The 26426-nt window shown below is 45.9% G+C and carries 23 protein-coding genes; 15 read left to right on the plus strand and 8 right to left on the minus strand.

Annotated elements, in window-relative coordinates; genetic code table 11:
* The first annotated feature begins 98 nt into the window (after positions 1 to 98).
* Genes JK154_RS13915 through rlmM form a run of 3 tightly spaced genes read left to right on the plus strand, consistent with a single transcriptional unit; the run spans position 99 to position 2550 of the window.
* The gene (locus JK154_RS13915; protein WP_211993154.1) at positions 99 to 1016 is read left to right on the plus strand and encodes a transcriptional regulator GcvA; all 918 of its coding nucleotides are present in this window, start codon (positions 99 to 101) and stop codon (positions 1014 to 1016) included.
* 45 nt (positions 1017 to 1061) lie between these two features.
* Positions 1062 to 1457, plus strand: coding sequence for a DUF423 domain-containing protein (locus JK154_RS13920; RefSeq protein WP_211993155.1), 396 nt, complete (start codon positions 1062 to 1064; stop codon positions 1455 to 1457).
* Positions 1450 to 2550 (plus strand): 23S rRNA (cytidine(2498)-2'-O)-methyltransferase RlmM, encoded by a 1101-nt coding sequence (rlmM, locus tag JK154_RS13925; protein WP_211993156.1) that lies wholly within the window; start codon positions 1450 to 1452, stop codon positions 2548 to 2550. The genes JK154_RS13920 and rlmM overlap by 8 nt, the downstream gene beginning before the upstream one ends.
* 18 nt (positions 2551 to 2568) lie before the next feature.
* On the opposite strand, the gene xni is transcribed toward rlmM, so the two are convergent.
* Complete coding sequence (xni, locus tag JK154_RS13930) at positions 2569 to 3324, minus strand: flap endonuclease Xni (protein ID WP_211993157.1); 756 nt, start codon at positions 3322 to 3324, stop codon at positions 2569 to 2571.
* A 180-nt stretch (positions 3325 to 3504) separates the two neighbouring features.
* Between xni and JK154_RS13935 the strand changes: the two genes are divergently transcribed.
* Complete coding sequence (locus tag JK154_RS13935; RefSeq protein WP_211993158.1) at positions 3505 to 4689, plus strand: PLP-dependent aminotransferase family protein; 1185 nt, start codon at positions 3505 to 3507, stop codon at positions 4687 to 4689.
* Positions 4690 to 4747: 58 nt separating this feature from the next.
* Here JK154_RS13935 and JK154_RS13940 read toward each other — a convergent pair whose 3' ends face one another.
* The 4 genes from JK154_RS13940 to queF all read right to left on the minus strand — a co-directional run bounded on the left by JK154_RS13940 (position 4748) and on the right by queF (position 10386).
* Positions 4748 to 6115 carry an L-serine ammonia-lyase gene (locus JK154_RS13940; protein WP_211993159.1) on the minus strand — a complete coding sequence of 456 codons (1368 nt, stop codon included), beginning with the start codon at positions 6113 to 6115 and terminating at the stop codon, positions 4748 to 4750.
* A 68-nt stretch (positions 6116 to 6183) separates the two neighbouring features.
* Positions 6184 to 7470: an HAAAP family serine/threonine permease gene (locus JK154_RS13945; RefSeq protein ID WP_211993160.1), complete on the minus strand. Its 1287-nt coding sequence runs from the start codon at positions 7468 to 7470 to the stop codon at positions 6184 to 6186.
* Positions 7471 to 8062: 592 nt separating this feature from the next.
* Positions 8063 to 9427, minus strand: coding sequence for a nucleotide 5'-monophosphate nucleosidase PpnN (gene ppnN, locus JK154_RS13950; protein WP_211993161.1), 1365 nt, complete (start codon positions 9425 to 9427; stop codon positions 8063 to 8065).
* Positions 9428 to 9543: 116 nt separating this feature from the next.
* Complete coding sequence (queF, locus tag JK154_RS13955; RefSeq protein WP_211993162.1) at positions 9544 to 10386, minus strand: NADPH-dependent 7-cyano-7-deazaguanine reductase QueF; 843 nt, start codon at positions 10384 to 10386, stop codon at positions 9544 to 9546.
* 49 nt (positions 10387 to 10435) lie between these two features.
* Between queF and syd the strand changes: the two genes are divergently transcribed.
* From syd to JK154_RS13975, 4 genes are all read left to right on the plus strand, one after another.
* On the plus strand, positions 10436 to 10996 hold the full coding sequence (gene syd, locus JK154_RS13960) for a SecY-interacting protein (RefSeq protein ID WP_249215926.1): 561 nt from the start codon (positions 10436 to 10438) through the stop codon (positions 10994 to 10996).
* Positions 10997 to 11697: 701 nt separating this feature from the next.
* Positions 11698 to 12027, plus strand: a complete 330-nt coding sequence (locus JK154_RS13965; RefSeq protein WP_211993163.1) for a YqcC family protein — start codon at positions 11698 to 11700, stop codon at positions 12025 to 12027.
* Complete coding sequence (truC, locus tag JK154_RS13970) at positions 12027 to 12785, plus strand: tRNA pseudouridine(65) synthase TruC (RefSeq protein ID WP_211993164.1); 759 nt, start codon at positions 12027 to 12029, stop codon at positions 12783 to 12785. The genes JK154_RS13965 and truC overlap by 1 nt, the downstream gene beginning before the upstream one ends.
* Before the next feature lie 150 nt (positions 12786 to 12935).
* Entirely contained in the window at positions 12936 to 13388 is a 453-nt protein-coding gene (locus JK154_RS13975; protein ID WP_211993165.1) for a flavodoxin, read from the plus strand.
* A 146-nt stretch (positions 13389 to 13534) separates the two neighbouring features.
* Here the strand turns inward: JK154_RS13975 and JK154_RS13980 are convergent, their stop codons facing one another.
* The gene (locus tag JK154_RS13980; protein ID WP_211993166.1) at positions 13535 to 13906 is read right to left on the minus strand and encodes a helix-turn-helix domain-containing protein; all 372 of its coding nucleotides are present in this window, start codon (positions 13904 to 13906) and stop codon (positions 13535 to 13537) included.
* Between the two features lie 234 nt (positions 13907 to 14140).
* Here JK154_RS13980 and JK154_RS13985 point away from each other — a divergent pair, with 234 nt between their 5' ends.
* Positions 14141 to 14713, plus strand: a complete 573-nt coding sequence (locus tag JK154_RS13985; RefSeq protein ID WP_211993167.1) for a TetR/AcrR family transcriptional regulator — start codon at positions 14141 to 14143, stop codon at positions 14711 to 14713.
* Positions 14714 to 14721: 8 nt separating this feature from the next.
* Here JK154_RS13985 and barA read toward each other — a convergent pair whose 3' ends face one another.
* Positions 14722 to 17481 carry a two-component sensor histidine kinase BarA gene (gene barA, locus JK154_RS13990; protein WP_211993168.1) on the minus strand — a complete coding sequence of 920 codons (2760 nt, stop codon included), beginning with the start codon at positions 17479 to 17481 and terminating at the stop codon, positions 14722 to 14724.
* A gap of 612 nt (positions 17482 to 18093) precedes the next feature.
* Here barA and JK154_RS13995 point away from each other — a divergent pair.
* The 6 genes from JK154_RS13995 to queE all read left to right on the plus strand — a co-directional run bounded on the left by JK154_RS13995 (position 18094) and on the right by queE (position 25760).
* The gene (locus tag JK154_RS13995) at positions 18094 to 18234 is read left to right on the plus strand and encodes a hypothetical protein (RefSeq protein ID WP_211993169.1); all 141 of its coding nucleotides are present in this window, start codon (positions 18094 to 18096) and stop codon (positions 18232 to 18234) included.
* A gap of 288 nt (positions 18235 to 18522) precedes the next feature.
* Positions 18523 to 20757, plus strand: a complete 2235-nt coding sequence (gene relA, locus JK154_RS14000; protein ID WP_211993170.1) for a GTP diphosphokinase — start codon at positions 18523 to 18525, stop codon at positions 20755 to 20757.
* 66 nt (positions 20758 to 20823) lie between these two features.
* The gene (mazG, locus tag JK154_RS14005) at positions 20824 to 21645 is read left to right on the plus strand and encodes a nucleoside triphosphate pyrophosphohydrolase (RefSeq protein WP_211993171.1); all 822 of its coding nucleotides are present in this window, start codon (positions 20824 to 20826) and stop codon (positions 21643 to 21645) included.
* Between the two features lie 178 nt (positions 21646 to 21823).
* The gene (pyrG, locus tag JK154_RS14010) at positions 21824 to 23461 is read left to right on the plus strand and encodes a glutamine hydrolyzing CTP synthase (RefSeq protein ID WP_211993172.1); all 1638 of its coding nucleotides are present in this window, start codon (positions 21824 to 21826) and stop codon (positions 23459 to 23461) included.
* A gap of 89 nt (positions 23462 to 23550) precedes the next feature.
* Complete coding sequence (gene eno, locus JK154_RS14015) at positions 23551 to 24846, plus strand: phosphopyruvate hydratase (RefSeq protein ID WP_211993173.1); 1296 nt, start codon at positions 23551 to 23553, stop codon at positions 24844 to 24846.
* Positions 24847 to 25088: 242 nt separating this feature from the next.
* On the plus strand, positions 25089 to 25760 hold the full coding sequence (gene queE / locus JK154_RS14020) for a 7-carboxy-7-deazaguanine synthase QueE (protein WP_211993174.1): 672 nt from the start codon (positions 25089 to 25091) through the stop codon (positions 25758 to 25760).
* Between the two features lie 62 nt (positions 25761 to 25822).
* Here the strand turns inward: queE and queD are convergent, their stop codons facing one another.
* Complete coding sequence (gene queD / locus JK154_RS14025) at positions 25823 to 26182, minus strand: 6-carboxytetrahydropterin synthase QueD (protein WP_211993175.1); 360 nt, start codon at positions 26180 to 26182, stop codon at positions 25823 to 25825.
* Positions 26183 to 26426: the final 244 nt, after the last annotated feature.

Below are 26426 nucleotides of genomic sequence, written 5' to 3' on the forward strand. Positions count from 1 at the left end.
CAATGGACAATTTATAATGAGTCAGATAAAAAAAACTAATAGGTAAGTAATCATTACCTGTTTTGTTAATCATCATCTCTGTGAAAGTCTAATCATCCATGTCCAAACGGTTACCACCTTTAAATGCGTTGCGGGTTTTTGATGCTGCCGCGCGGCATTTGAGCTTTACCAAAGCTGCGGAAGAGTTATTTGTTACTCAGGCAGCGGTCAGTCACCAGATTAAGTCCCTGGAGGATTTTCTCGGCCTTAAATTGTTCCGTCGCCGTAATCGTTCGCTTCTGCTGACTGAAGAAGGGCAAAGTTATTATCAGGATATTAAAGATATTTTTACCCAACTTACAGAGGCAACACGCAAGCTTCAGGCTCGTAGTGCAAAAGGAGCCCTTGCGGTTAGTTTATTGCCCAGTTTTGCTATCCACTGGTTGGTACCACGACTGAGCAGTTTTAATTCCGCATATCCTGGCATTGATGTTCGCATTCAGGCGGTGGATCGCGAGGAAGATAAGCTACCTGATGACGTTGATGTGGCGATATTTTATGGGCGAGGTAACTGGCCAGGACTCCGTGTTGAAAAACTTTACGCAGAGTATTTGCTACCAATATGTTCACCCATGTTACTGACTGGCGATAACCCGATAAAAACACCGGATGATTTGGCTAAACATACGTTATTGCACGACACCTCCCGGCGTGAGTGGCAGGCTTATACCCGGCAGTTAGGGATGAATCATATTAATGTCCAGCAAGGACCAATTTTTAGCCACAGTGCGATGGTTCTGCAGGCTGCGATTCATGGCCAGGGAATTGCCCTGGCTAATAATGTTATTGCCCAGTCTGAAATCGAAGCCGGGCGTTTAGTTTGTCCATTTAATGAAGTTCTGGTAAGTAAAAAAGCTTTTTATCTGGTTTGCCATGACAGTCAGGCAGAACTGGGTAAAATAGCCGCCTTCAGACAGTGGATCCTGGCAAAAGCTGCCAGTGAGCAAGAAAAGTTTCGTTTTCACTATGAACAGTAAGCAATTTTCACGTGGTTATTCCACGCTTTACTTTAAGGTTACAACATGACCAGCCGGTTTATGCTGATTTTCACTGCTATCAGTGGTTTTGTCTTCGTTGCTTTGGGGGCGTTTGGCGCGCATTCATTAAGCAAATCTCTCGGCCCTGCAGAAATGGGGTGGATTCATACTGGACTGGAATACCAGGCTTTTCATACGTTAGCTATTTTTGGTCTGGCGATAGCCATGCAGCGGCGCATCAGTATTTGGTTTTACTGGAGTAGCGTCTTTATGGTACTCGGTATCGTGTTATTTAGCGGGAGTCTGTATTGCCTCGCCTTGTCCCAGGTACGTATGTGGGCATTTGTGACTCCGGTAGGGGGTGTCAGTTTTCTCGCCGGATGGGTGTTAATGTTAATTGGTGCTGTGCGCCTGAAAAAAAAGGGTGCCAATCATGAATAAAGTGATCTTGTATTGCCGTCAGGGCTTTGAAAAAGAGTGTGCAGCAGAGATTACGGATAAAGCCGCTCAGTATAACGTGTATGGTTTTGCCCGCGTTAAAGAACACAGTGCATATGTGATATTTGAGTGTTATCAGCCTGAAGATGCCGAACGATTAATTCGTGAATTACCCTTCAGTTCATTGATTTTTGCCCGCCAAATGTTTATTGCGGGTGAGCTGCTAAAGGATTTATCACCAGAGGATCGCATCACCCCAATCCTTGGCATGCTACAAGGTGTCGTTGAAAAAGGCGGTGATCTTCGGGTTGAAGTAGCGGATACCAATGAAAGTAAAGAACTGATGAAGTTCTGCCGTAAGCTGACGGTACCTCTGCGCAGTCATTTACGTGAAGCGGGCGTACTGGCTAAATTTGAAACGCCAAAACGTCCTGTGGTACATGTCTTTTTTATTGCGCCGGGTTGCTGTTATACGGGGTATTCTTACCCGGATAACAACTCACCTTTTTATATGGGCATTCCACGTTTGAAATTCCCGGCAGACGCACCTAGCCGTTCAACATTAAAACTTGAAGAAGCATTTCATGTCTTCATTCCTGCGGATGAGTGGGATGAGCGTCTGGCAAACAGTATGCACGCGGTTGACCTCGGTGCTTGTCCTGGTGGCTGGACCTATCAGTTAGTAAAACGCAATATGTGGGTTGCCTCGGTGGATAACGGGCCAATGGCGGAAAGCCTGATGGAGACAGGGCAGGTAACATGGTTGCGTGAAGATGGTTTCAAGTATCGCCCTACTCGTAATAATATCTCGTGGATGGTTTGCGATATGGTGGAAAAACCCGCTAAAGTGGCAAACCTGGTGGCTGACTGGCTGGTTAATGGCTGGTGTCGGGAGACTATCTTCAATTTAAAATTGCCCATGAAAAAGCGTTATGAAGAGGTATCCCAAAATCTCGAATTTATTCGTAACAGACTCGCTGAAAATGGGATAAATGCAGAGATCCAGGCGCGTCAGCTTTACCATGACAGAGAAGAAGTCACCGTGCATATTCGCCGTTGGTGGGCCGCAGTCGGTGGCCGGCGTGATGAGCGTTAATCTTCTTTAAAGCGCTATTTATCGCTGAAGTCTGAGCTGTTGCAAATTACCCGCCAGGTTTAAGTCTGTTTTGAGTCTTGCGACCTGGCGACTAATGAAGGCCAGCTCCTGATGCTGTATCAGTTTCTTACGCCATTTTTCAGGTACCCTGTCCAGTTGCTGGTACAACTGTTCCAGAGTAGAGAATTGCTGGATTAGTGGTGTGGCACTTTTGGGACCAAGCCCCGGAACGCCCGGAATATGGCTGCTACTGATCCCAACAAGCCCCCAGTAATCAGTGAGTTGTTCTGGTTTTACGCCATACTCTTTGTCGATGAAAGGGACATCCAGCCAGCGCTTCTGGAAGTAATCTCGAATCTGTAGGGTGGGTGCCAATAATTGGCAGTAGCCCTTATCGGTGGAAACAATGGTTGCTCGATGCCCACTGCGAGTGACCTTAACCGCTAAAGTGGCGGCAAGGTCATCTGCTTCATTCCCCTCTGAGTGCCAGCAGCAAACACCGCGTTGGGTGAACGCTTCGCGGATTACAGGCATTTCCTGCTGTAAGGCGTCTGGCATGGGGGTTCGGCCAGCTTTGTAGTCGGCGAATAGTTGATGACGCCAGTTCTCTTTTCCTGCTTCATTGTCAAAGACGGCAACCGCATGTGTCGGTTGGCTATGATTAATCAATAGCTCCAGTGCATTCAGACAGGTTTTCACGCAAGGGGATCCCTGAACTGCATGAATACGTCGTATAAGATTTAATGCATCGACAATAAGTAAATGAATAGTCATGGAAAATTTACTCTCTATCCCTGTTTTTATACCCTAGCATGTTCCGCCGTTGAGCGCTATTTTCATGATTACCTCAGTGCAGTACTTCGCAATACCACCAGCAAATGATACGGAAATACATTGCGGAATTATCAGTTTGCCAGATATATTTCAAAGGCATAACAATACAGAGAATATTACATGAGCAACGCCACACATCTCGCACAACGTATTCAGAATTTACAACCTTCCGCTATTCGTGAGTTGCTGAAACACAGCAAAATGCCTGGCGTTATTTCACTGGCCGGTGGGATTCCTTCCAGCGATCTGTTTGATAAAGAAGGTTTGAGCCTGGCAACAGAGAAAGTCATGGAAGAACAATTCCTTGATGCCTTTCAGTATGGGCTGACGGAAGGCAATGTCCTCCTGCGTCAGCAGGTGGTGGATGTGTGCCGGCAGCGTGGAATTACGACCCAGACAGACAACTTACTGATTACTTCCGGATCTCAGCAGGCCCTGGACTTATTAATGCGTACGTTGGTTGATGAAGGGGACATTTTTGTTGTTGAACGCCCCACTTATCTTGCGACTTTACAAATTCTGGGGCTGACCGGCGCCGATGTCAAATCAGTGGGAAGTGATGAACGCGGGATGATTGTTGATGAATTAGAAGCATTATTGAAAACGACACGTATTAAAGGTATCTATCTGGTACCGACTTTTGGCAACCCAAGTGGCACAACGCTGAGTGCTGAACGTCGTGAAAAACTGGTGAAGCTAGCGGCTGAGTATCATTTTGTTATTATCGAGGATGATCCGTATGGTGCTATCAGTTTTACTGATAAAAAAGAAAAAACACTGATTCAAATAGCCACTGAACAAGGGGCAGAGGACCATGTGGTCTACACCTCAACGTTTTCGAAGATTCTGGCTCCTGGCTTGCGTGTTGGCTGGATAATCCTGCCAGACTGGATAAAACAGAAAGTCGCTATCATTAAGCAAGCGACAGACCTGCACAGTAATTCCTTTACTCAGGCTCTGGCTGCCAGTTATTTGACTCTCTCACGCCTTGATAAGCAAATTGAAGTGATTCGCGGGGCATATAAACAAAAATGTCTGACTTTGTCAGCATTATTGGAAAAAGAGCTCGGGGAGCATATTCAGTTCAACCAGCCTGTGGGGGGGATGTTCCTCTGGGCAACGTTCCGTTATGACTTTAATACGACAGCATGGTTAGCGAAAACCCTGAGCCAGGGGGTTGTGTATGTGCCGGGGGAGTTCTTCTTCAATGATAACCCAGACAAACGCACGCTACGTTTTTCCTATGCTACAGCGTCGGAAGAACAGCTTTTTGAGGCAGTAAAACGGCTGAAATCTGCACTGTAATCAATAGCAAAAAGGGAAAAACATTTCGTTTTTCCCTTTTATCCGTCAGACGATGTTATCAGTCACAACTGACTATTTTTAATGCCAGTCCACCGCGTGATGTTTCACGATATTTCGAGTTCATATCTTTACCCGTTTCATACATTGTCTCGATAACTTTATCGAGGCAGACGCGGGGTTCACTGGTACGACGCATTGCCATACGGGCAGCATTAACTGCTTTGACGGCAGCTATTGCATTACGTTCGATACAGGGGACTTGAACCTGGCCTGCAACCGGGTCACAGGTCAGGCCGAGGTTATGCTCCATGCCGATTTCAGCAGCGATACAAACCTGAACAGGGCTACCCCCCAGTAATTCAGTTAATCCAGCCGCAGCCATTGAACAGGCAACCCCGACTTCCCCCTGGCAGCCAACTTCAGCACCAGAAATTGAGGCATTCATTTTATACAATGTGCCTATCGCACCTGCGGTCAGTAAGAAACGAGCACAGGAGTTAGCATTGACCTCACGAATGAACTTATCGTAGTAGGCAAGCACCGCAGGAATAATTCCGCAGGCACCATTAGTGGGTGCCGTGACAACACGTCCCCCTGCTGCGTTTTCTTCGTTGACAGCCAGTGCAAACATATTGATCCAGTCGACAACTGCCATCGGGTCAGTATTGTTTTTATCGCTGGTGACGAGCATACGACGTAAGGCTGCTGCCCGACGAGGGACGCGCATTTTACCTGGCAATACACCTTCAGTGGCAATGCCGCGTTCTATGCCTTGACGCATGACATCCCAGATTGCTGCAAAACGGGTATCAATTTCCTCCTGAGAATGGAGTGCACGTTCGTTCTGCATCATGAGTCCGGACAGGGATAAACCGGTTTCTTCGCAAAGGCGTTGCAAATCAGCCGCATTTTTATACGGGTACGGTACGTTGACAGTGTTCTCATTTTGCTGACCAAAATGTTCTTCATCAACGATAAAGCCGCCACCAATAGAGTAATAGGTTTTGGTGTATACCACCTTGTCATTGGCAAGCGCGGTTATACGCATACCATTCTCGTGTAATGACAGATTATCTGAATGAAAATTCATGCAACTATCGACCGGGAATTCAACCTGGTGCTGACCATTTGCCAGCGTCAGGCGGCCCGTGGTATTCACATCCTCAATAAAATGAGGAATGGCATCGATATCCACACTATCAGGTAAGTTACCTGCCAGTCCCATAATAATGGCGATATCGGTATGGTGGCCTTTTCCCGTCAATGACAGGGAACCGTAGACGTCAACCACAATACGTGTGACGGCGTGTAAAATACCCTGGGTAATTAAGTCGTCAGTAAATTGTTTACCCGCTTTCATCGGACCGACGGTATGAGAACTTGATGGGCCAATACCGATTTTGAAAATGTCGAATACGCTAATCATGATCTACCACCTATGGCGTCAACAGACTTGAAAGAGAGAAAGCCGCCCGGGAGGCGGCTTGAAAATACTTAGCTAGCCAGCGAGTAAGCGATAGCGGAGATAGCAATCAGGCCGATAACAACAACGAATACGTTGCTGATATGACCGCTATATTTGCGCATGGCAGGGACTTTATTAATGGCATACATAGGCATCAGGAACAGAATCATTGCGATAACTGGGCCGCCTAATGTTTCAATCATGCCGAGAATGCTAGGGTTCAGGGTGGCAACAATCCAGCAAGTAACCAGCATGAAGATAGCGGTCAGACGGTTCAGTTTGTTCAGTTCAATATTCTTACCTTTGCTACGCAACGATTTGATTACCATACCGTTGAAACCTTCACGAGCTCCCAAATAGTGGCCGAGGAAGGATTTAGTAATAGCAATGATAGCAATGATTGGTGCCATCCAGGCGATGACTGGCGCTTGGAAGTGGTTAGCCAGATAAGACAGAATCGAGATGTTCTGTGCTTTAGCCGCCGCCAGGTCAGCAGGTGACAGGCTCAGTACGCAGCTGAATACGAAGAACATTACAGTGATAACCATCATGATATGAGCACGAGCCAGGATGCTTGAGCATTTTTTCTCTGCCTCTTCACCGTACTCTGCACGTTTGGCTACGGCAAAAGAAGAAATAATAGGTGAATGGTTGAAAGAGAATACCATAACAGGGATAGCCAGCCAGAGTGTTAACCACAGACCACTACCCATAGTTTCACTGTTGAAGGTCAGCGTTTCTAAAGCGGCTCCGCTCCAGTTAGGAATCAGATAAAGTGCGAGAATCATCAGCGCGGCAACAAAAGGGAAGACCAGCACGCTCATCGCTTTAACGATCATTTGTTCACCGAAACGAACAATGGTCATCATCGCCACAATCAGGATCAATGACAGCAGAGCCCGAGGCGGTGCGGTCATACCTAACTGGTGAGTGATGAAGCTGTCAACGGTATTGGTGATAGCCACACTATAAACCAGCAAAATAGGGTAGATGGCAAAGAAATAGAGTAAGGTAATCAACTTACCTGCGCCAATACCAAAGTGTTCCTCTACGACTTCGGTGATATCTTCGCCCGGGTTTTTACCAGACAGAACAAATCGAGTTAAACCGCGGTGTGCAAAGAAGGTCATTGGAAAAGCCAGGATTGCCATGATGATCAGGGGGATCATCCCGCCGACACCGGCGTTTATTGGTAAAAACAGTACACCCGCTCCAATTGCAGTCCCATAGAGACCAAGCATCCAGATAGTGTCAGACTTGCGCCAGGCGCTTTTTGCTGCTGCGGGGGCGATGCTGCCCTTTTGAGTGGTTTCCATTAAGATTCTCCAAGGATTTGTTTAATGCAATTTTTAAATTCTGTAAGTTAAAACACTGCTTCAGTATTAACCGTTAAAACTAAATTCTGTATTCGGCCTTTATATTGAGAGTTATTGACCGTAATTATCGGCGGGCGGAAAGATACATTTATGTTGAAGTTGTATCAGTGATCGCGATCTCAATTACAATAAATAACTTTGAATGAGTAGTAATCCCGCATAAACCTCTGCCAAGAGGTTCTCTGATAAAATTTATTTGTATAAATACTAGCACCAACAGATGATGTGATACTTTGATTAAAGATAAATAAAATGTTTTTCACTAAAAAATTAACCGTAAACAGAATATTTAAAAACCAGGTTACATATTCGCAATATTTTGACTTGTATCAAAAGTTGTAATAAATAACTCATTGTTTTAAATGTATCTGTATAAAAAATGATCGCGTGGTTAATGTTAAATAAATGTATCTAACTGCTTGTTTTTTAGGGAAAGAGAAAGGGCAGGAAATCAAACGATGAGATTATTTTTCTGGGGATGAAGGCATAAAGGTATTTAAAAAAAAGCGGTCATATGACCGCTTTGATTAAATTAACGACAGATTTCATAGCAGGGAACATAGGCACTGCCGGGCAGCTTCATTCGTTGTTGTTCAACAAAGCCCTGCAGGAGTTCATCCATTTGCTGCATCATGCGGGTATCACCATGGATTTTATACGGACCGAACTGTTTAATGGCTTGAATACCGATATCTTTTACGTTGCCAGCCACAATGCCTGAAAATGCCCTGCGCAATGAAGCGGCCAGCTGTTCCGGGGGCTGGTCTGAATACAGTTTTAAATCAGCCATATTTTCATGGGTGGGTTCAAAAGGCTTTTGTAGATCAGGTGCAATACGGATTGACCAGTTAAAGCTGTAGGCGTCCCCACTTTCACGGCGACTTTCTTTTACCCGGGGCATCGCTTTTTTCATCATTCGCGCGACTTCTGCAGCATCATCAATAATGATTTTATAATGACGACGGGCCTGTTCTCCCAGCGTATTTACAATAAACTCGTCCAGTACCCGGAAGTAATCCTCACTCTCTTTCGGGCCAGTAAGGATCAGTGGTAGTACCTGATCCTGGTTATGTGGGTTCATCATTATGCCCAGCAGATAGAGGAATTCTTCTGCGGTACCCACTCCTCCCGGAAAAATGATAATGCCATGAGCGATGCGAACAAAAGCTTCAAGACGCTTTTCAATATCGGGCATGATAATCAGTTCATTGACCAATGGGTTAGGTGGTTCCGCCGCGATAATAGAAGGCTCAGTCATGCCGATAAAGCGCCCGTCTTTATAGCGTTGTTGGGCATGGCCTACCGCTGCGCCTTTCATTGGTGCTTCCATCGCCCCCGGGCCACAGCCAGTACAAATATCCAGTTCACGGAGGCCGAGTTGTGTTCCTACTTGACGAGCGTAGAGATATTCTTTTTCATTAATAGAGTGACCGCCCCAGCAAACCACTAAATTTGGTGCCTCACCCACATGCAGTGCGCGGGCGTTGCGTAGAATAGAGAACACCATATTCGTGGTGTAGATAGACTCATCATGATGTGGCTGAGTTGAACGGCTTAAATGGGCAATCTGGCCATTAACAAATACAATGTCGCGTAACACAGCAAACAGATTTGCTTGTAAGGCGCGAATGATTCGCCCGTCAACAAAGGCCTCTTCGGGGGGATTAATCAGCTCGAGTTTGACTCCTCGTTCACGGCGTAACACGTTTATATCAAAATTCTCGAAACGCGAAAGTAGTTCGGTACTGCTATCCGTCTGGCTTCCAGAATTCAGTACCGCCAGTGAGCAATTACGGAAGAGCTGATAAAGGTCACTACTGGCCGTGCATTTAAGCATATCGACTTCCAGTTGTGACAACATATCCATTGAACCAAGTGGGCTAACATGTGTAATCAAGTGCACTCCTTAGGTAACGAAACTCTTATCCTTAAACTCTACAATTTGTGTCTGGAATTGCGATTTTAACTCTGGGTGGCTCCCTGGCATTATGGTATGACAGGGATATTGCATATTTATTGACGAACCAAACGACCAAACGTCGGATGAAAATGAGTATTAGTTCGCCATGGATTAATATCCAGCCCACCTCGACGAGTATAGCGTGCATAGACACTTAACGCCTGTGGGTGACAGTAACGCTGGATGTCGTTAAAAATACGCTCCACGCACTGTTCATGGAATTCATTATGATGACGGAAAGAGACTAAGTAACGCAGGAGTTTTTCCCGGTTGATTTTCGGACCTTTATAGTCGATCTGAACGGAACCCCAGTCCGGCTGATGGGTTATCAGGCAGTTAGATTTTAGTAGGTGACTGACCAGTGTTTCTTTGACTGGCTCGTCAGATACGGCGTTGGCAAGATAGTCTGCATTGAATTCGTAGTTATCAATAACAATATCCTGGTCATCAATACATTCGCCCTGTAATGGGACTAATTGCTGAGTTTCCAGTTCATCCAGTCGAAATAACACCACGCTGACATCACCCTGGGCGCAAGCGCTTAAATCACGCTGAAGGGTTTCCCGGACAGCATCCCAGTTGGCAAATTGGGTTTGGTTAAAGCTATTGAGAAAGAGTTTAAAACTTTTTGATTCAATCAAATTAACACTATTGGCATCGATCTGGACATGGCCAACAGCCACTTGTGGCAGACCATTTTTGTTTAGCCATGAGAGTTCATAAAGCGTCCAGATATCCCCGCCATGAAAGGGTAACGTTTGACCATTGAGCTCAGGGAAATCACGATTAAGACTGCGAGGAACACCCTGCAGTAGTGTCGGTTGGTACTTATCCTGATAAGAGGTTGCTTTACCCAGTGTCAGGCCACGCAGAGCCTGATGATTTTCATCGAACATATTTCACCGTATTGAAGGTACAATCAGACCATATTGTACCAAAGCTAGCATGAGTGAGAAATTAATGAACGAAATTAGCCAGTCCCTACAGCAATTCACCCAGCGATTCTGTGCTAAATGGCAGCAGGAAACGGAGGGAAACCCATCCAGCGAGGCATTGTATGGGATACCCTCGCCTTGCATACAGCATACCGCAGGTGGTGCTGTTTTCTGGAAGCCTCAACCTTTTTTTCCTGAAAGCGATTTAAGTGCAGTAGAGCGGGCGCTTGAAATCACTCTCCATCCTGATATCCATCACTTTTACACCACGCAGTTTGCCGGGGATATGCTTGCGCTTTCTGGTACCCAGAAACTGACGCTGTTGCAAGCATGGAGTGGGGATGATTTCCAGCGCGTGCAAGAAAATCTTATTGGTCATTTAGTGACACAAAAGCGACTAAAACTGTCCCCGACTCTTTTTCTGGCGACCACGGAAGATGACATGGAAGTGATATCGATTTGCAACTTGACAGGAGAGGTATTGATTGAAAAAATCGGTACTACTCAACGTAACGTACTTTCCCCTTCGTTGACGATCTTTTTGGATACCCTCGACCCGTTGGTAGATTAATTGCCCAATCATTTTGGTGTAAGATATTTCTTACATGAGCTGTGCGACATCTCTGAAATGTGACTCGAATTTATATTTGGCCAATTAATATATTATTTATATTACATTCAGTTGCAGAATTTCTATCGATGTAACATTGATAATTTTAACGTGATGCCATTTCGAGTATCTTGTTATCGCCCCCCAAATAAACGATCCTATCACCACGACATGAAGTCGCTGAAACACAAAAAATCAAATTGTTGTGTTGATGTAAGGATAGTTCGCCAGGATGGCGTAAAGGACTACTTCATAGATGAAGTGCGGAGTGGCTCAGGAAGAGCTAATGGACACCTCCAGGATGGAGAACGTGAGCTGCAACAGGATGTGCAGTGTGTCAAGGAGACTCAAGGACATTGTATCAGCATGATACGATGAATACTGCAGGACGCAGTTGCAATGGACTGTAGGTCAATAGACCGAGGGACACAGTTGTCACGGATGAGCAGGGAGCACAAAAGTAGCAGGATTAGCTACGGAACGAATCGGGAGCACTGTTAATACAGTGCTCCCTTTTTTTATCTCGTTTTTCCTGGCCATACAGGAGAGGCGGCGCTGATGTAATTAAAGACCATTGTCATTTCTTCCCCGCAAGGTTTTTTCCGGTAAGCCTAAGAAATGTTATCCTGTACCCTCTATTGTTATTGCAGCTTAAGGTTCTCATGGATAGCCAGACTCAAGTACGTCAATACTTAATTAATATTGAGCAGGTTTTGCGTGATCACGCGTTATGGCAGGAAACATTGCCAGATCCTGCTGCTTTAGACAGCACCCAACCTTTTTGCATGGATACATTGGATCCTGTTGAGTGGTTACAGTGGGTTTTAATTCCCCGGATGCATGCCCTGCTTGATAGTCAACGGGCACTTCCCGGAGAGTTTGCTGTGGCACCTTATTATGAAATGGCTCTGGATAGCTCTCGCTGTGAACGGGAGCCATTGCTGGCGGTATTACTGGAATTGGATGCTTTCTTTAATCCGGTGCCATCCTGATGCTGGATATTATTTATCAGGATGAGTGGTTGGTTGCGGTGAATAAACCCTCTGGATGGCTGGTTCATCGTAGCTGGTTAGACCGGCATGAAACACGAATAGCGATGCAAACTGTGCGAGATCAGATTGGACAGCATGTGTTTACTGTTCACCGCCTGGATAAGCCAACGTCAGGCGTGTTGTTGATGGGATTATCCAGTGAGGTGGGGCGTTTACTATCGCAACAGTTTGAACAGCGCCAAATTCAAAAACGCTATCATGCGGTAGTCCGTGGCTGGCTGGAAGGCGAGGACCTGCTGGATTACCCCTTGCTTGAAGAACAGGACAAAATTGCAGATAAATTCACGACACAAGATAAGCTTCCTCAGGAGGCGATAACTCACTATCGCAGCCTGGCCACTGTCGAAATGCCGGTGGCAGTAGGGCGTTATTCTACTGCCCGTTATAGTCTGATCGAACTGGAGCCGCAAACGGGACGCAAACATCAGCTTCGCCGTCATATGGCACATTTGCGTCACCCTATTATTGGCGATTCCAGGCATGGTGATTTACGTCAAAACCGGGGTGCTGCAGAACATTTCGGCTGTCAGCGTTTGATGTTGCATGCCAGCCAGCTCTCTTTGATTCACCCGATAACGGGTGCCACACTCAGATTACGGGCTGACCTTGATACGACCTGGACGAACATGTTATCCCAGTTTGGCTGGCGAGGTTTGTTATCAGACATTGAGCCTGTCACTGCTGAACAGAGCGATTAATCGTGAATGGTTCGCGTTGTAACACGTGACCATCTATGTTGGTTCTGGGGGCTCAGGTTCGTGGGCAGTGAAACGAGAGGCTCATGGTCTTTATGGTATGAACTATCGTGTGTACAGCAGTAATACTGCTGATTAATAAGGAATAGTGAGATGGCTGAAATAGGTATCTTTGTCGGTACATTGTACGGAAATGCGCTGTTTGTGGCGGAAGAAGCTGAAGCGATTTTGAGCCAGCATGGGCACAGTGTCAAAGTGTTTGAAGACCCTGAATTATCGCACTGGCAGTATTATCGCCATCATTACGTCCTGGTTATTACCTCCACCACCGGGCAAGGTGATTTACCTGAGAGTATTGTTCCTTTATTTCAGGCGATTAAAAATGAGGTAGGGTATCAGCCAGACCTGCGTTATGGATTAATCGCGCTGGGTGACAGCAGCTATGATCTCTTTTGTGGTGGTGGCAAGCAATTTGATGCCCTGTTACAGGAGCAAGGTGCAACTCGTCTTGGCGATGTGTTATTGGTCGATGCCAGTGAAAATCCGGAACCTGAATTTATTACTAATCCGTGGGTAGAACGGTGGGCTTTATTGCTCGCACAATAGGACCATACCAGGAATGGCTAATCCCATTTTCAACCTTCTCCGTTAGCGGTTGAGGATGTTTTAATTCGGAAAAAGGGAAGCGTTTTGCTCTCCTTTTTTCATCGGCTGATGTGTATTATTTTGATGTGTCAGCTCTCCTGATGGTGTCAGGGTGTTTCAGAGCAGCCGTGGCTCTCTTCATTTGGTGGTGTATTTTTTGTTCGACGGTAAGCCCCTGGTGAGGTGTTAAATTTTTTACCAAAAGTCCTGGTAAAGGATTGCTGTGAATCAAAGCCATAGCGGACTGAAATATCAAGAATTCGATCGGTGGTATTTTTAAGATCTTGTGCTGCCAGCTCAAGTTTGTGCTCTCTGATGTAGGCTCCCAGACTTTTGCCGGCCCACCCTGTGAACATGCGCTGTAAATACCATTTAGAGTATCCAGACTGTTTTGCTACGTCTTCAATACGCAGGGGACGCTGCAAGTTGTTGTTTACCCATTTAAGCAGGGATTCCATAAAATCGTCAGGCATGGACATATCACCTCCTTCTTGTACCTTATTATGCTGATATCAATCTAAATCATGGCCTGGCATTTGTGTGGTTATGCCATTAACTGATTCAGAACAATTTTTCCATTTTTGAGTGAGTAAACACTCATTATAGGTGTGAGATGTCAACCGTCAATAAAATTTACGGTATGATACACAGAAGAACAATAAATCAGGGCCTGACGATGCAGAAGGGGCCATTCTTGAAATCAGTGAGGTATTGTGGCTCGTCCAAAAAGTGAAGATAAAAGATTAGCGTTACTGGATGCGACAACTGAAGCTATAGCGGAGCATGGTCTGGGGGCTGCTACGTCCCTTATTGCCAAAAAAGCGGGCGTCGCTGAAGGAACGTTATTCCGTTATTTTGCTACTAAAGATGTGTTATTCAACGATGTTTATCACCATCTTAAGTGGCTGCTGGGAAAGCAGTTGATGAAAACATATAACCGTGAATTACCGGTTGAAGCGCGTTCTCGTGAATTATGGAACGGTTACATTAACTGGGGACTGGTCAATATTGATGCCAGAAAGGCGATGAGTCAGTTGGCGGTATCAGGAAAAATTACCAAAGATACACTTCAAAAAACGCATGATGAGTTTCCAGAGTTACGCCAGCTTTCAAATGAAAGTATCACCAATGAGTATCTGACCTGCGGGGAAAACCCTTTTGCGGATGCTATATTCTTTGCCCTGGCGGAAACGACAATGGAGTTTGCCGCCAGGGAGCCTGAACGTAAACAAGACTATATTATTGCAGGGTTTGACGTAATGTGGCATGGCATGACAAAGGCCTGAATATTCAGTTAATTCAGGTAGTTCTGCGCCACATTTGCCACATTATCCATTTCATCCAGTAATTCGAGAATTTCTGGCTCCAGTGCTTCAGGAGCGACGCCTCTGCTTAACTCGGTTTCTAAAATTAAGCAGAGTTTTTTCAAGTTCGGTACACCACTATAGCTACAGCTGCCATGCAACTTATGAATAATATCTTTGATCCCTTGAGGATTATTACCAAACAGCTGTTTTTCCAGTACCTCACGAACTTCAGGCATAAACTCCAGTAACATTTTTAGCATATCCTGGGCCAGACTGACTTTATTCGCCGCCTGAGTGAGGGCTAATTCCCAGTCGAAGGTGAGATCTGTTTTTGGCTCAGATGGCGGATTATCGCTCGGGGACACCAGTGTGGCATTGTTGAGTGTATTCATCTGATAGTGCAGCAGAATGTTTTGGAGTTTCTTTTCTTCAATGGGTTTTGCCAGGTAGTCGTTGATACCAGCAATAAGCAGTTTTTCTTTTTGTCCTGCCATGGCGTGTGCGGTGACGGCAATGACAGGTGTATTTTTATGATGCGGCAGCTGACGAATCAGCTCACAGGCACGAATTCCATCAATTTCAGGCATCTGAATATCCATCAGTATTAAATCCAGTTCCATTTGACGGGCTTGCTCCAGCGCCTGTAGAGCATTACTACACAGCACCACATGTTGCACTTTATCCTTCAGTAAGGCGCTGAGAAGTTTGAGGTTAGCAGGATTGTCATCTACAGCCATCACCGTCATCGGGAGCTTACCATCAGTAGTCACTTTTGGCGGCGCAATAACAGGATGATGATAGCTTTCCAGTAAGAGCGGGAATAAACGTGTTGAAGTGATCGGTTTTAATAAACAACCGGTAACGCCCTGGCGTTTAAACTCCTCAGCGTGGATCTGTGCCTGACAAGGCAGTGCGAGAATCAAACAGTCGCTTAATGTTGCTGCGTGTTCCAGATTGATATGTGCCAGGGGCTGAGTTTCGTTTAAGGTAACAGGAACGCCAATCAATAAAATATCAAAGTGTTCGTCTGGTAGCCCGGAGAGGGACGGTGTGTGTATGACAGAAAGTGGTGTGTTCTGAAGCAAATTCAGGGTACTTTGAGCCGCATTCACATTGGCTTCAACATAAGCAATTCGACGCCCCGCCAGCTTGTTCATTGCATTATTATTCAGGACAGCATGCGGGTTTAAGTCAAGATTAATATAAAACCAGAAGGTTGAGCCGCTATCCGGCTTACTGTGGAAGGATATCTCCCCCCCCATTTCATTAACCAGCTTTTGAGTGATCACCAGTCCTAGACCCGTCCCCCCGTGGCGGCGAGAGATGCTCGCATCGGCCTGACGAAATGCCTGAAAAAGTCGTGACTGTTCCTGCTCTGGGATACCGATACCGGAATCATGAATTTGCATTTCAATCTGAACTTTGTTGTTACCCTCAGTACGCTTTTGCACCAGGATATCGATATTGCCCGTTTCTGTGAATTTTATGGCATTGCCAGTAAGGTTAGTAATTATTTGCTGTAAACGTAGAGGGTCACCAATGACATTATCCGGGACATCGTTTTGGATATTCAGCGTCAGCTCAAGCCCTTTTTCATGGGCAGATTGTGCAAGCAACGTGATCGCTTCATCCAAAATATTTCGCAGTGGGAAGGGGATATTTTCCAGCACTAACTTCCCTGCCTCTAGTTTAGAGAAGTCCAGCACATCGTTAATAATTGTCAGGAGGTTATTGGCAGAACGCTCAATGGTAAATAAATAGTCCCTCTGAGTCGTATTCAATTCTGTTTTTAACGTCAGACGCGTAAAACCGATGACGCCATTAAGTGGCGTTCTCAGTTCATGAGACATATTGGCTAAAAACTCAGACTTGATGCGTACTGCCTCCTGGGCCTTCTTCTTGGCTAAATCCAGTTCGACATTTTGAATTTCCATCTGCTCAAGGGTTTCACGCAAGTCGGACGTTGCCTGATCGACATTGTGCTGCATCTCTTCATGGTAGGCAGTCAGAGACATGGCCATCGAGTTAATACCATTCTTCAACATATCCAGCTCGCCGAGCATAAATCCTTCAGCACGACTGTCTAACTGACCGCGTCTTATACGGTCAACCGTATTCACCATGTTGCGAATGGGCCCTGTAACATCACGCATTAATCGATAGGCAAACAGCATGGCAATGGCAATACAGGCCAGCATCATCAATGTTGAGGTGAAAATTTCACGATACTGCTGCAGTCTTACTGACTGCAGGTCAAGTTCCATCGCAACATAACCCTGAATTTTTCCCGAATGGCGTTCATCCTGCTCACTTTCATCACTCTGGGAGTAGACTTCAGACATGATGGGGGTGCGGAGGATCATCATATAGCCATCACGGCTAACCGTCAGGTGTGAAGGAATGGCTTCTCCCTCAGGGATTTTTAGCGTAGAAGCATCCGGCTGAAAATTTGAAGTGACAAAAAGTTTATTCTGACGATCGTAAATCGAAATGCCACGCACAATATTTGAGTGTCTGCGGTGGAGGACACTCACCAGATGACGCAGAGGTTCCTTGTCTTTACCATTTATTGCAAATTCGCAAGAAACGGCCAAAGGTTCGATAATACTGACCCCGGCATTCTCTAATTGGTTCTGCAGATCGTTGTAGCGATGAACAACGAAAAAAGTGCTGAGTAATAAACCAATTAGAAGTGTGGGAGCCAGAATCAGGATCATCATGCGTGCACGAAGGCTATAGTTAGTCATGGGATTCCGATAAGGACAATAAAAGAACGTGAAGTAAGATAATATCTCAACGCTATAGTGACTCACTCTACCCTAAAGAGCGCTGCACACTTATGAGTGACATCATAGCAGTAATGGTAAATATTTGGGATTGATTGCCTGAATCACAGGCGAGAATAAATGAGGTGGCGTTATTTCATGATTCACTTCCCGGTGAGTGGTGAAATATCAGGATTCCTGGGTGATGATGATGCTTTTAAAATTATGAACGATAACCGCCCCAGTTTAGTGCTCTAATTCATGTGATCAATCCATCGTGGTGCATCCTTACTGATCGTGATTTATCTTATCACTTGCGGTGATGCTTTTTCATCAATGTACTGAAACTTACCAGTAGCAACACTTTCCCTGCAAAGAGTCAATGAGGATAAGTATCTCTCAAAACTGGAACGTTTTTCGCAAGTAAAGCAGAGCACCATCTCTGTTAACCTGAGCAGCGGGAGATATTGGGGTGTTGGTAACGGTAAAGTAAGCCGCTATGGATGCTATTTAAATTAATCAATAGATGGTTAAAGGATGGGGAACAAGGCGCGATTTATTGCTGTCTATAAGGCTACAAAAAAGTTTGTCAGTATGAAAATGTCAGAAAAAGAGGGGGGCCGGGCAGGATATGCTGACGGTATTGCTGCGCTGATGGCAAAAGAACAATATAATGTTCAGCAGAATTTGGTGACAAATGCCCGCTTTTTTATCGTCATCCGGACGACGTGTTAAGAAACAAACTGGACGTTAATGATATTGATAATACATAATTTTTTTGCTGTATACGATCATGGGCGTATCCCTTAAGTGGGGCGTCTGGTGCCACCAAAAGTCGTGTCGGTATCCTACAATCATCTAACATTGGTGACGTTTAATGTCTTTCTGGGACCTAAAGCACCATTGGCAATAGCTGAGTATGTTTCCCCACACAAGCTACCTGGAGTGTATAGCGCTTATTAAGCGTGATTAAGAGCTTGCTCAGATCCAACGGATCTGATTTCGGTTTCACAGGAGAGAAGAATGGTTGCGGTTAGAAGTGCACATCTCAATAAAGCTGGCGAATTTGCGCCTGAAAAATGGATAGCAAGCCTCGGGATTTCCAACCAGCAGTCGTGTGAGCGTCTGGCCGAAACATGGTCGTATTGTGAGAGTCAAACCAAAGGGCACCCTGATGCCGAATTATTACTTTGGCGCGGCGTTGAGATGGTTGAAATTCTCTCAACACTCAGTATGGATAACGATACCCTGCGCGCAGCCCTGTTGTTTCCTCTCATTGACTCTGGTGTGGTCAGTGAAGAAGTGATGCTGGAAAGCATCGGTAAACCGGTAGTGGCACTGATTCATGGGGTGTGTGATATCGATGCAATCCGTCATCTGAAAGCCACGCACAACGACTCAGTTTCCTCTGAACAAGTCGATAATGTACGACGCATGTTACTGGCGATGGTGGATGACTTCCGTTGCGTTGTGATTAAGCTTGCCGAGCGTATTGCGCATTTGCGAGAAGTGAAGGATGCCCCGGAAGATGAACGTGTTCTGGTGGCTAAAGAATGTACCAATATTTATGCCCCGCTGGCGAATCGACTGGGTATTGGTCAGTTAAAATGGGAAATGGAAGACTACTGCTTCCGGTATTTACACCCGGAAGAGTATAAGCGCATTGCTAAGTTGCTCCATGAGCGCCGTATTGACCGTGAACACTATATTGATGAATTTGTTGCGATGTTGCGATCATCAATGAAAGAAGAGGGCGTTAAAGCAGAAGTCTATGGTCGCCCTAAACACATCTACAGTATCTGGCGAAAGATGCAGAAAAAGCATCTGGCTTTTGACGAGCTGTTTGATGTACGTGCTGTTCGGGTGATTGCTGAACGTTTACAGGATTGCTATGCCGCATTAGGCATTGTTCATACTCACTTCCGCCATTTACCTGATGAATTTGACGATTATGTCGCCAACCCGAAACCTAATGGCTATCAGTCGATTCACACGGTTGTGCTTGGGCCGAATGGTAAGACGATTGAAATTCAAATTCGTACTCGTCAGATGCATGAAGAGTCTGAATTAGGGGTTGCAGCCCATTGGAAATACAAAGAGGGCGGTACACGTAATGCTGGCAGCAGCGGCCATGAAGACCGGATTGCCTGGTTACGTAAACTTATCGCCTGGCAGGAAGAAATGTCAGACTCGGGTGAAATGCTTGATGAAGTGCGTAGCCAGGTATTTGATGATCGGGTCTATGTCTTTACCCCAAAAGGTGATGTGGTTGACCTGCCAACGGGGTCAACGCCACTGGATTTTGCTTACCACATTCACAGTGATGTAGGGCACCGTTGCATTGGGGCAAAAATTGGCGGGCGTATAGTTCCGTTTACTTACCAGTTGCAAATGGGTGATCAGATAGAAGTGATTACTCAGAAGCAACCCAATCCAAGTCGTGACTGGTTAAACCCTAATCTTGGTTACATCACGACAAGTCGTGGTCGGGCCAAAATTCATAACTGGTTCCGTAAACAAGATCGTGACAAGAATATTCTGGCGGGCCGGCAGATCCTCGACGATGAAATTGAACGTCTGGGAGTCAGTCTCAAAGAAGCCGAAAAAACCTTATTACCACGCTATAACTTTAATGATATTGAAGAGTTGCTGGCAGCGATTGGCGGGGGAGACATTCGCCTCAATCAGATGAGCAATTATCTGCAGGCTCAGTTTAACAAGCCAAGCGCCGAAGAGCAGGATGCAGAAGCATTACGTCAACTACAGCAAAAAACTTATTCACCACAGCAGTCACAGCGCAAAGATGATGGCCGTGTCGTTGTCGAAGGTGTTGGCAACCTGATGCACCATATTGCGCGTTGCTGCCAGCCAATTCCTGGGGATGAAATTGTTGGTTTTATTACCCAGGGACGCGGTATCTCTATCCACCAGGCCGATTGCGACCAACTTGCGGAGCTGAAATCTCATGCGCCGGAACGTATTGTCGATGCGGTCTGGGGGGAAAGTTATTCCAGTGGTTACTCACTGGTGGTACGTGTGACGGCGAATGATCGCAGTGGCCTGTTACGCGATATTACGACTATTTTAGCCAACGAGAAGGTCAATGTTCTCGGTGTTGCGAGCCGCAGTGATACTAAACAGCAACTGGCGACGATTGATATGAACATTGAGATTTATAATTTACAAGTCCTGGGTAGAGTCCTGGGGAAACTGAATCAAGTCCCCGATATTATCGATGCCCGACGACTGCATGGTTAAGGCTTTACAGGGGGGAACTCCCCCCTTTGTCTTATCCTGGCCCGTTTATTTTGTTAAGGATGTGTCATGAGTCAGCTAAACCGCCTGCTCGCTATAATGCAGCGTCTGCGTGATCCGGAAAGCGGGTGTCCATGGGATAAAGTACAAACCATGGAAACACTGGCGCCCTATACGTTAGAAGAAGCTTACGAAGTGCTGGATGCCATTGATCGCAATGATATTGATAGCTTACGTGAAGAGCTGGGTGATGTTCTCTTCCAGGTGGTATTTTACGCTCAGATAGCTCAAGAGCAGGGGCAATTTGATTTTGAAGATGTTTGTCAGGCTATTAGTGACAAACTGGAACGGAGACATGCACCAATTTTTGCTAATCACAGTGCTGATACCAGCGAAAAGGTGCTATCCCAGTGGGAAAGTATTAAGCGTGAAGAACGGGCACAAAAAGCGCAGCACTCGGTTCTTGATGATATCCCAGAGGCTTTTCCTGCCTTGATGCGAGCGCAAAAAATACAAAAACGTTGTTCCACTGTGGGGTTCGACTGGGAAACATTGGGCCCGGTACTGGATAAGGTTTACGAAGAAATTGATGAAGTGATGTTCGAGGCGCGTCAGGTTGTGGTTGATGACGAAAAGCTGGAGGAAGAAGTCGGTGATCTACTGTTTGCGACTGTGAATCTGGCTCGTCATTTGGGCACTAAAGCTGAAATGGCACTCCATAAGGCTAATCGCAAATTTGAATCACGCTTCCGCCAGGTTGAGGCTATTATTGCCACACAAGGTCTTACTATGGAAAAAGCGAGCCTGGATGTGATGGAACAGGCCTGGCAACAAGTTAAACAGCAGGAAAAAATTAACTTAACGGTGAATAAGCGCGATAAATCAGTGTAATGACCATAATGGGCGAGAAATTAAACGTGCATTAATCATTTTTATCCATAAATACAATTGGTTGTATTGTTTCTGGTTCGGCCCGCAAATGAAAATTTGTGGCGCCAGCCCTGTTCGGGTATACTACTTTCCCGTCCTGGTACTCCATCGTCTTTAAACCTAACTTCTCAGGTTCAGCATGACAACGAACTATATTTTTGTGACCGGCGGGGTCGTTTCCTCTCTGGGTAAAGGCATTGCCGCAGCCTCTCTCGCAGCTATTCTCGAAGCCCGTGGCCTCAACGTATCCATCATGAAACTCGATCCGTATATCAACGTCGATCCGGGTACCATGAGCCCTATTCAACATGGGGAAGTGTTCGTTACTGAAGACGGCGCTGAAACCGACCTTGATTTGGGTCATTACGAACGTTTTATTCGTACCAAAACGAGTCGTCGTAATAACTTTACGACGGGCCGTATCTACTCAGATGTCCTGCGCAAAGAGCGTCGTGGTGACTATCTGGGGGCAACTGTTCAGGTTATCCCTCATATCACTAATGCCATCAAAGAGCGTATTCTTGAAGGTGGTGAAGGCTATGATGTTGTACTGGTCGAAATCGGCGGTACTGTGGGGGATATTGAGTCTCTGCCGTTCCTTGAAGCGATTCGCCAGATGGCAGTTGAAGTGGGTCGTGAACATACCCTCTATATGCATTTAACACTGGTGCCTTATATGGCTGCCGCGGGTGAAGTGAAAACTAAACCTACTCAGCACTCTGTTAAAGAGCTGCTGTCTATCGGTATTCAGCCAGATGTTCTGATTTGTCGTTCAGATCGTACTGTACCGGCTAATGAACGTGCCAAAATTGCATTGTTCTGTAATGTCCCGGAGAAAGCGGTAATTTCACTGAAAGATATCGATTCCATTTATAAAATTCCAGGCTTATTGAAATCCCAGGGCCTTGACGATTATATTTGTAAACGATTCAGCTTAAGCTGCCCGGAAGCAGACCTGACCGAATGGGAACAGGTTATTTACCAGGAATCCAATCCGACGGGTGAAATCACTATCGGAATGGTGGGTAAATATATTGAGCTGCCTGACGCCTACAAATCAGTTATTGAAGCGCTGAAACACGGTGGGCTTAAAAATCGCCTGACAGTGAACATCAAACTGATTGACTCGCAAGATGTTGAAACGCGTGGGGTTGAAATTTTAAAAGGTCTGGATGCTATTCTTATTCCTGGTGGCTTCGGTTACCGTGGCGTGGAAGGCAAGATTGCCACCGCACGCTATGCACGTGAGAATAAAATCCCTTACCTTGGTATCTGTCTGGGTATGCAGGTTGCCCTGATTGAGTTCGCTCGTAACGTTGCAGGCATGGAAAATGCCAACTCTACAGAATTTGTGCCAGACTGTAAGTATCCGGTGGTTGCATTGATCACCGAATGGCGCGATGAGAATGGCAACGTCGAAGTACGAACTGAAAGCAGTGATTTAGGTGGAACCATGCGTCTGGGGGGGCAGCAGTGCAACCTGGTTGACGGTAGCCTGGTTCGCCAGATGTACAATGAGCCAACCATTGTTGAGCGTCATCGTCATCGTTATGAAGTCAACAACATGTTGTTGAAGCCTATTGAAACCGCAGGGTTACGTGTAGCAGGTCGTTCTGGTGATGACCAACTGGTAGAGATAATCGAAATTCCAGACCATCCGTGGTTTGTCGCTTGCCAGTTCCATCCAGAGTTCACCTCTACACCACGTGACGGGCACCCACTGTTTGCAGGCTTTGTTAAAGCAGCCGGTGAGTATCAAAAGCGGCAGGTTAAGTAGGCAGAGAGTTAGAACAACAACGCGCGACATTATCGCGCGTTGTTTGTCTGGAGTTTTAGTTTAACATTGTGACTTGAGGAAAACTGATTATGTCCAAAATTGTGAAAGTTATCGGTCGTGAAATCATTGACTCCCGCGGTAACCCGACTGTTGAAGCTGAAGTTCACCTGGAAGGTGGTTTCGTAGGCTTGGCAGCTGCACCATCAGGTGCTTCTACTGGTTCCCGTGAAGCACTGGAACTGCGCGATGGTGACAAGTCTCGTTTCTTGGGTAAAGGTGTTCTGAAAGCAGTTGGCGCGGTTAATGGCCCAATTGCTGAAGCTCTGATCGGCAAAGATGCTAAAGATCAGGCTAACATCGATAAGATCATGATTGAGCTCGATGGTACTGAGAACAAATCTAAATTTGGTGCTAACGCAATTCTGGCTGTCTCCCTGGCTGCGGCTAAAGCTGCTGCAGCCTCTAAAGGCCTGCCACTTTATGCTCACATCGCTGAACTGAACGGAACTCCAGGCAAGTACTCTATGCCTCTGCCAATGATGAACATCATCAATGGTGGTGAGCATGCAGACAACAACGTTGATATTCAAGAGTTCATGATCCAGCCTGTTGGCGCTAAAACTCTGAAAGAAGCGGTTCGCATCGGTTCTGAAGTCTTCCATCATCTGGCTAAAGTATTGAAAGCGAAAGGCATGAATACTGCTGTAGGTGATGAAGGTGGTTATGCACCAAACCTCGGTTCTAACGCAGAAGCGCTGGCTGTTATCGCAGAAGCGGTTAAAGCAGCAGGCTATGAACTGGGTAAAGATGTGACCCTGGCGATGGACTGTGCGGCATCTGAGTTCTACAAAGATGGTAAATATGTTCTGGCTGGTGAAGGCAACAAAGCATTTACCTCAGAAGAGTTTACTCACTTCCTGGAAGATCTGACCAAACAGTACCCAATCGTTTCTATCGAAGATGGCCTGGACGAGTCTGACTGGAACGGTTTTGCTTACCAGACCAAAGTTCTGGGCGACAAAATTCAGCTGGTAGGTGACGATCTGTTCGTTACTAATACCAAAATCCTGAAAGAAGGTATTGATAAAGGCATTGCTAACTCAATCCTGATCAAATTCAACCAGATCGGTTCTCTGACTGAAACTCTGGCTGCAATTAAAATGGCGAAAGATGCAGGCTACACCGCCATCATCTCTCACCGTTCAGGTGAAACTGAAGATGCAACCATCGCTGACCTGGCGGTAGGTACTGCAGCCGGCCAGATCAAAACCGGTTCTATGAGCCGTTCAGACCGTGTAGCTAAGTACAACCAGCTGATTCGTATCGAAGAAGCACTGGGTGATGCAGCACCATTCAATGGTCTGAAAGAAGTTAAAGGCCAGTAATTATTTACGGTTAACGTAAATGTGAAAAAAACCCGCCGCGGCGGGTTTTTTTATTATGTTTTCAGCATGTTGCTCTGAGTGAACTCCGAATACAAGTGCCTGATGGGTTATGGTGATCTATTGCCTGGTATTCGTCATTTTGAGGATAACCAGACCACCACTTACACCCTTTAACGCTTTACCTGTGAACTCATAGCCATCATCTGCGATAATCAGTTTTTATCATTATCAACGGAAGAATTATGCAGTATCCGATAAACGAGATGTTCCAAACCCTGCAAGGGGAGGGTTTTTTTACTGGCGTACCCGCCATTTTTATTCGTCTGCAAGGGTGCCCGGTAGGTTGTGCCTGGTGTGATACTAAGCATACTTGGGATAAGCTCGCGGATCGTGAAGTTTCTTTATTTAGCATATTAGCAAAAACCAAAGAAAGCGATAAATGGTCTGCGGCCAGTGCCAGTGACCTGCTGGCCATCATTGGTCGACAAGGTTATTCTGCGCGTCATATTGTTATTACGGGTGGCGAACCCTGTATTCATGATTTAACGCCCCTGACCCAGCTGTTGGAAGATAACGGCTTCAGCTGCCAGATAGAAACCAGCGGGACTCATCCTGTGCAGTGCACCGAAGGTACTTGGGTGACCGTTTCACCAAAGGTAAACATGCGTGGTGGCTATGATGTACTCAGCCAGGCGATGGAACGTGCGAATGAGATTAAACATCCGGTAGGACGGGTTCGGGATATAGAAGCCCTGGATTTGCTGCTTGAAACCTTACCCCTGCGTAAAAATCGTATTATTGCCTTGCAGCCAATCAGCCAGAAAGAAGATGCAACACGCCTGTGCATTGAAACCTGCATTGCCCGCAACTGGCGACTCTCAATGCAAACCCATAAATATCTGAATATTGCCTAATCAGACCTTTGAAACGCTGGCAGCGATTCAGGTGGTGCCAGCGTGACTCTTCAGTACAGAGGTTATCCCCGATAGACGCAACCCGCGGTACAAGTCTCTTTCACCATTACTGCACTCAGTAATGGCAGTACCGGTTTCATCTCTTGCCAAATCCACTGGGCGAGTACCTCACTGGTGGGATTCTCAAGGCCGGGAATATCATTCAGATAATAGTGATCCAGCTTGTCATAGGTGGGTTTAAACGCGGCTTTTAGCTCAGAAAAATCAATGATCCAGCCGGTATATGGGTCTACTTCACCGGTTATTTCCAGACGGACCATAAATGAGTGACCATGCAAACGGCCACACTTATGACCAGGAGGAACATGAGGCAAGTGATGGGCGGCTTCGAAGGTAAAATCTTTGAATAAAGTGGTGGGCATAAAACATATCTCTAAAGGCTAAAAACCGGCGGATGATAACGGAAAGTCGTTTTTTTCGCATTAACTAAACTTTCTTGAATTATTATTGAATGTGAGAGTTACATGCTTCTTAAAATAAAGTCATTTATATCAATGAGTTAAATAACCTGTTTTACCACTAATGTTTATCTGAAATTACGGTTAGGCATTTTGGTTATTTGTTATTGCTAACCTGTCTTTAATTGTTGTTAACTCACTCGTTAAC

The sequence above is a fragment of the Citrobacter sp. JGM124 genome, assembly GCF_018257795.1.
Lineage (GTDB): Bacteria > Pseudomonadota > Gammaproteobacteria > Enterobacterales > Enterobacteriaceae > JGM124.

Bases quoted from the DNA above. Each gene is read 5' to 3' on its own strand.
- JK154_RS13915 (WP_211993154.1), top strand. From the start codon at position 99: ATGTCCAAACGGTTACCACCTTTAAATGCGTTGCGGGTTTTTGATGCT.
- JK154_RS13920 (WP_211993155.1), top strand. From the start codon at position 1,062: ATGACCAGCCGGTTTATGCTGATTTTCACTGCTATCAGTGGTTTTGTC.
- rlmM (WP_211993156.1), top strand. From the start codon at position 1,450: ATGAATAAAGTGATCTTGTATTGCCGTCAGGGCTTTGAAAAAGAGTGT.
- xni (WP_211993157.1), bottom strand. From the start codon at position 3,324: ATGACTATTCATTTACTTATTGTCGATGCATTAAATCTTATACGACGT.
- JK154_RS13935 (WP_211993158.1), top strand. From the start codon at position 3,505: ATGAGCAACGCCACACATCTCGCACAACGTATTCAGAATTTACAACCT.
- JK154_RS13940 (WP_211993159.1), bottom strand. From the start codon at position 6,115: ATGATTAGCGTATTCGACATTTTCAAAATCGGTATTGGCCCATCAAGT.
- JK154_RS13945 (WP_211993160.1), bottom strand. From the start codon at position 7,470: ATGGAAACCACTCAAAAGGGCAGCATCGCCCCCGCAGCAGCAAAAAGC.
- queF (WP_211993162.1), bottom strand. From the start codon at position 10,386: ATGTTCGATGAAAATCATCAGGCTCTGCGTGGCCTGACACTGGGTAAA.
- syd (WP_249215926.1), top strand. From the start codon at position 10,436: ATGAGTGAGAAATTAATGAACGAAATTAGCCAGTCCCTACAGCAATTC.
- JK154_RS13965 (WP_211993163.1), top strand. From the start codon at position 11,698: ATGGATAGCCAGACTCAAGTACGTCAATACTTAATTAATATTGAGCAG.
- truC (WP_211993164.1), top strand. From the start codon at position 12,027: ATGCTGGATATTATTTATCAGGATGAGTGGTTGGTTGCGGTGAATAAA.
- JK154_RS13975 (WP_211993165.1), top strand. From the start codon at position 12,936: ATGGCTGAAATAGGTATCTTTGTCGGTACATTGTACGGAAATGCGCTG.
- JK154_RS13980 (WP_211993166.1), bottom strand. From the start codon at position 13,906: ATGTCCATGCCTGACGATTTTATGGAATCCCTGCTTAAATGGGTAAAC.
- barA (WP_211993168.1), bottom strand. From the start codon at position 17,481: ATGACTAACTATAGCCTTCGTGCACGCATGATGATCCTGATTCTGGCT.
- JK154_RS13995 (WP_211993169.1), top strand. From the start codon at position 18,094: ATGAAAATGTCAGAAAAAGAGGGGGGCCGGGCAGGATATGCTGACGGT.
- relA (WP_211993170.1), top strand. From the start codon at position 18,523: ATGGTTGCGGTTAGAAGTGCACATCTCAATAAAGCTGGCGAATTTGCG.
- mazG (WP_211993171.1), top strand. From the start codon at position 20,824: ATGAGTCAGCTAAACCGCCTGCTCGCTATAATGCAGCGTCTGCGTGAT.
- pyrG (WP_211993172.1), top strand. From the start codon at position 21,824: ATGACAACGAACTATATTTTTGTGACCGGCGGGGTCGTTTCCTCTCTG.
- eno (WP_211993173.1), top strand. From the start codon at position 23,551: ATGTCCAAAATTGTGAAAGTTATCGGTCGTGAAATCATTGACTCCCGC.
- queE (WP_211993174.1), top strand. From the start codon at position 25,089: ATGCAGTATCCGATAAACGAGATGTTCCAAACCCTGCAAGGGGAGGGT.
- queD (WP_211993175.1), bottom strand. From the start codon at position 26,182: ATGCCCACCACTTTATTCAAAGATTTTACCTTCGAAGCCGCCCATCAC.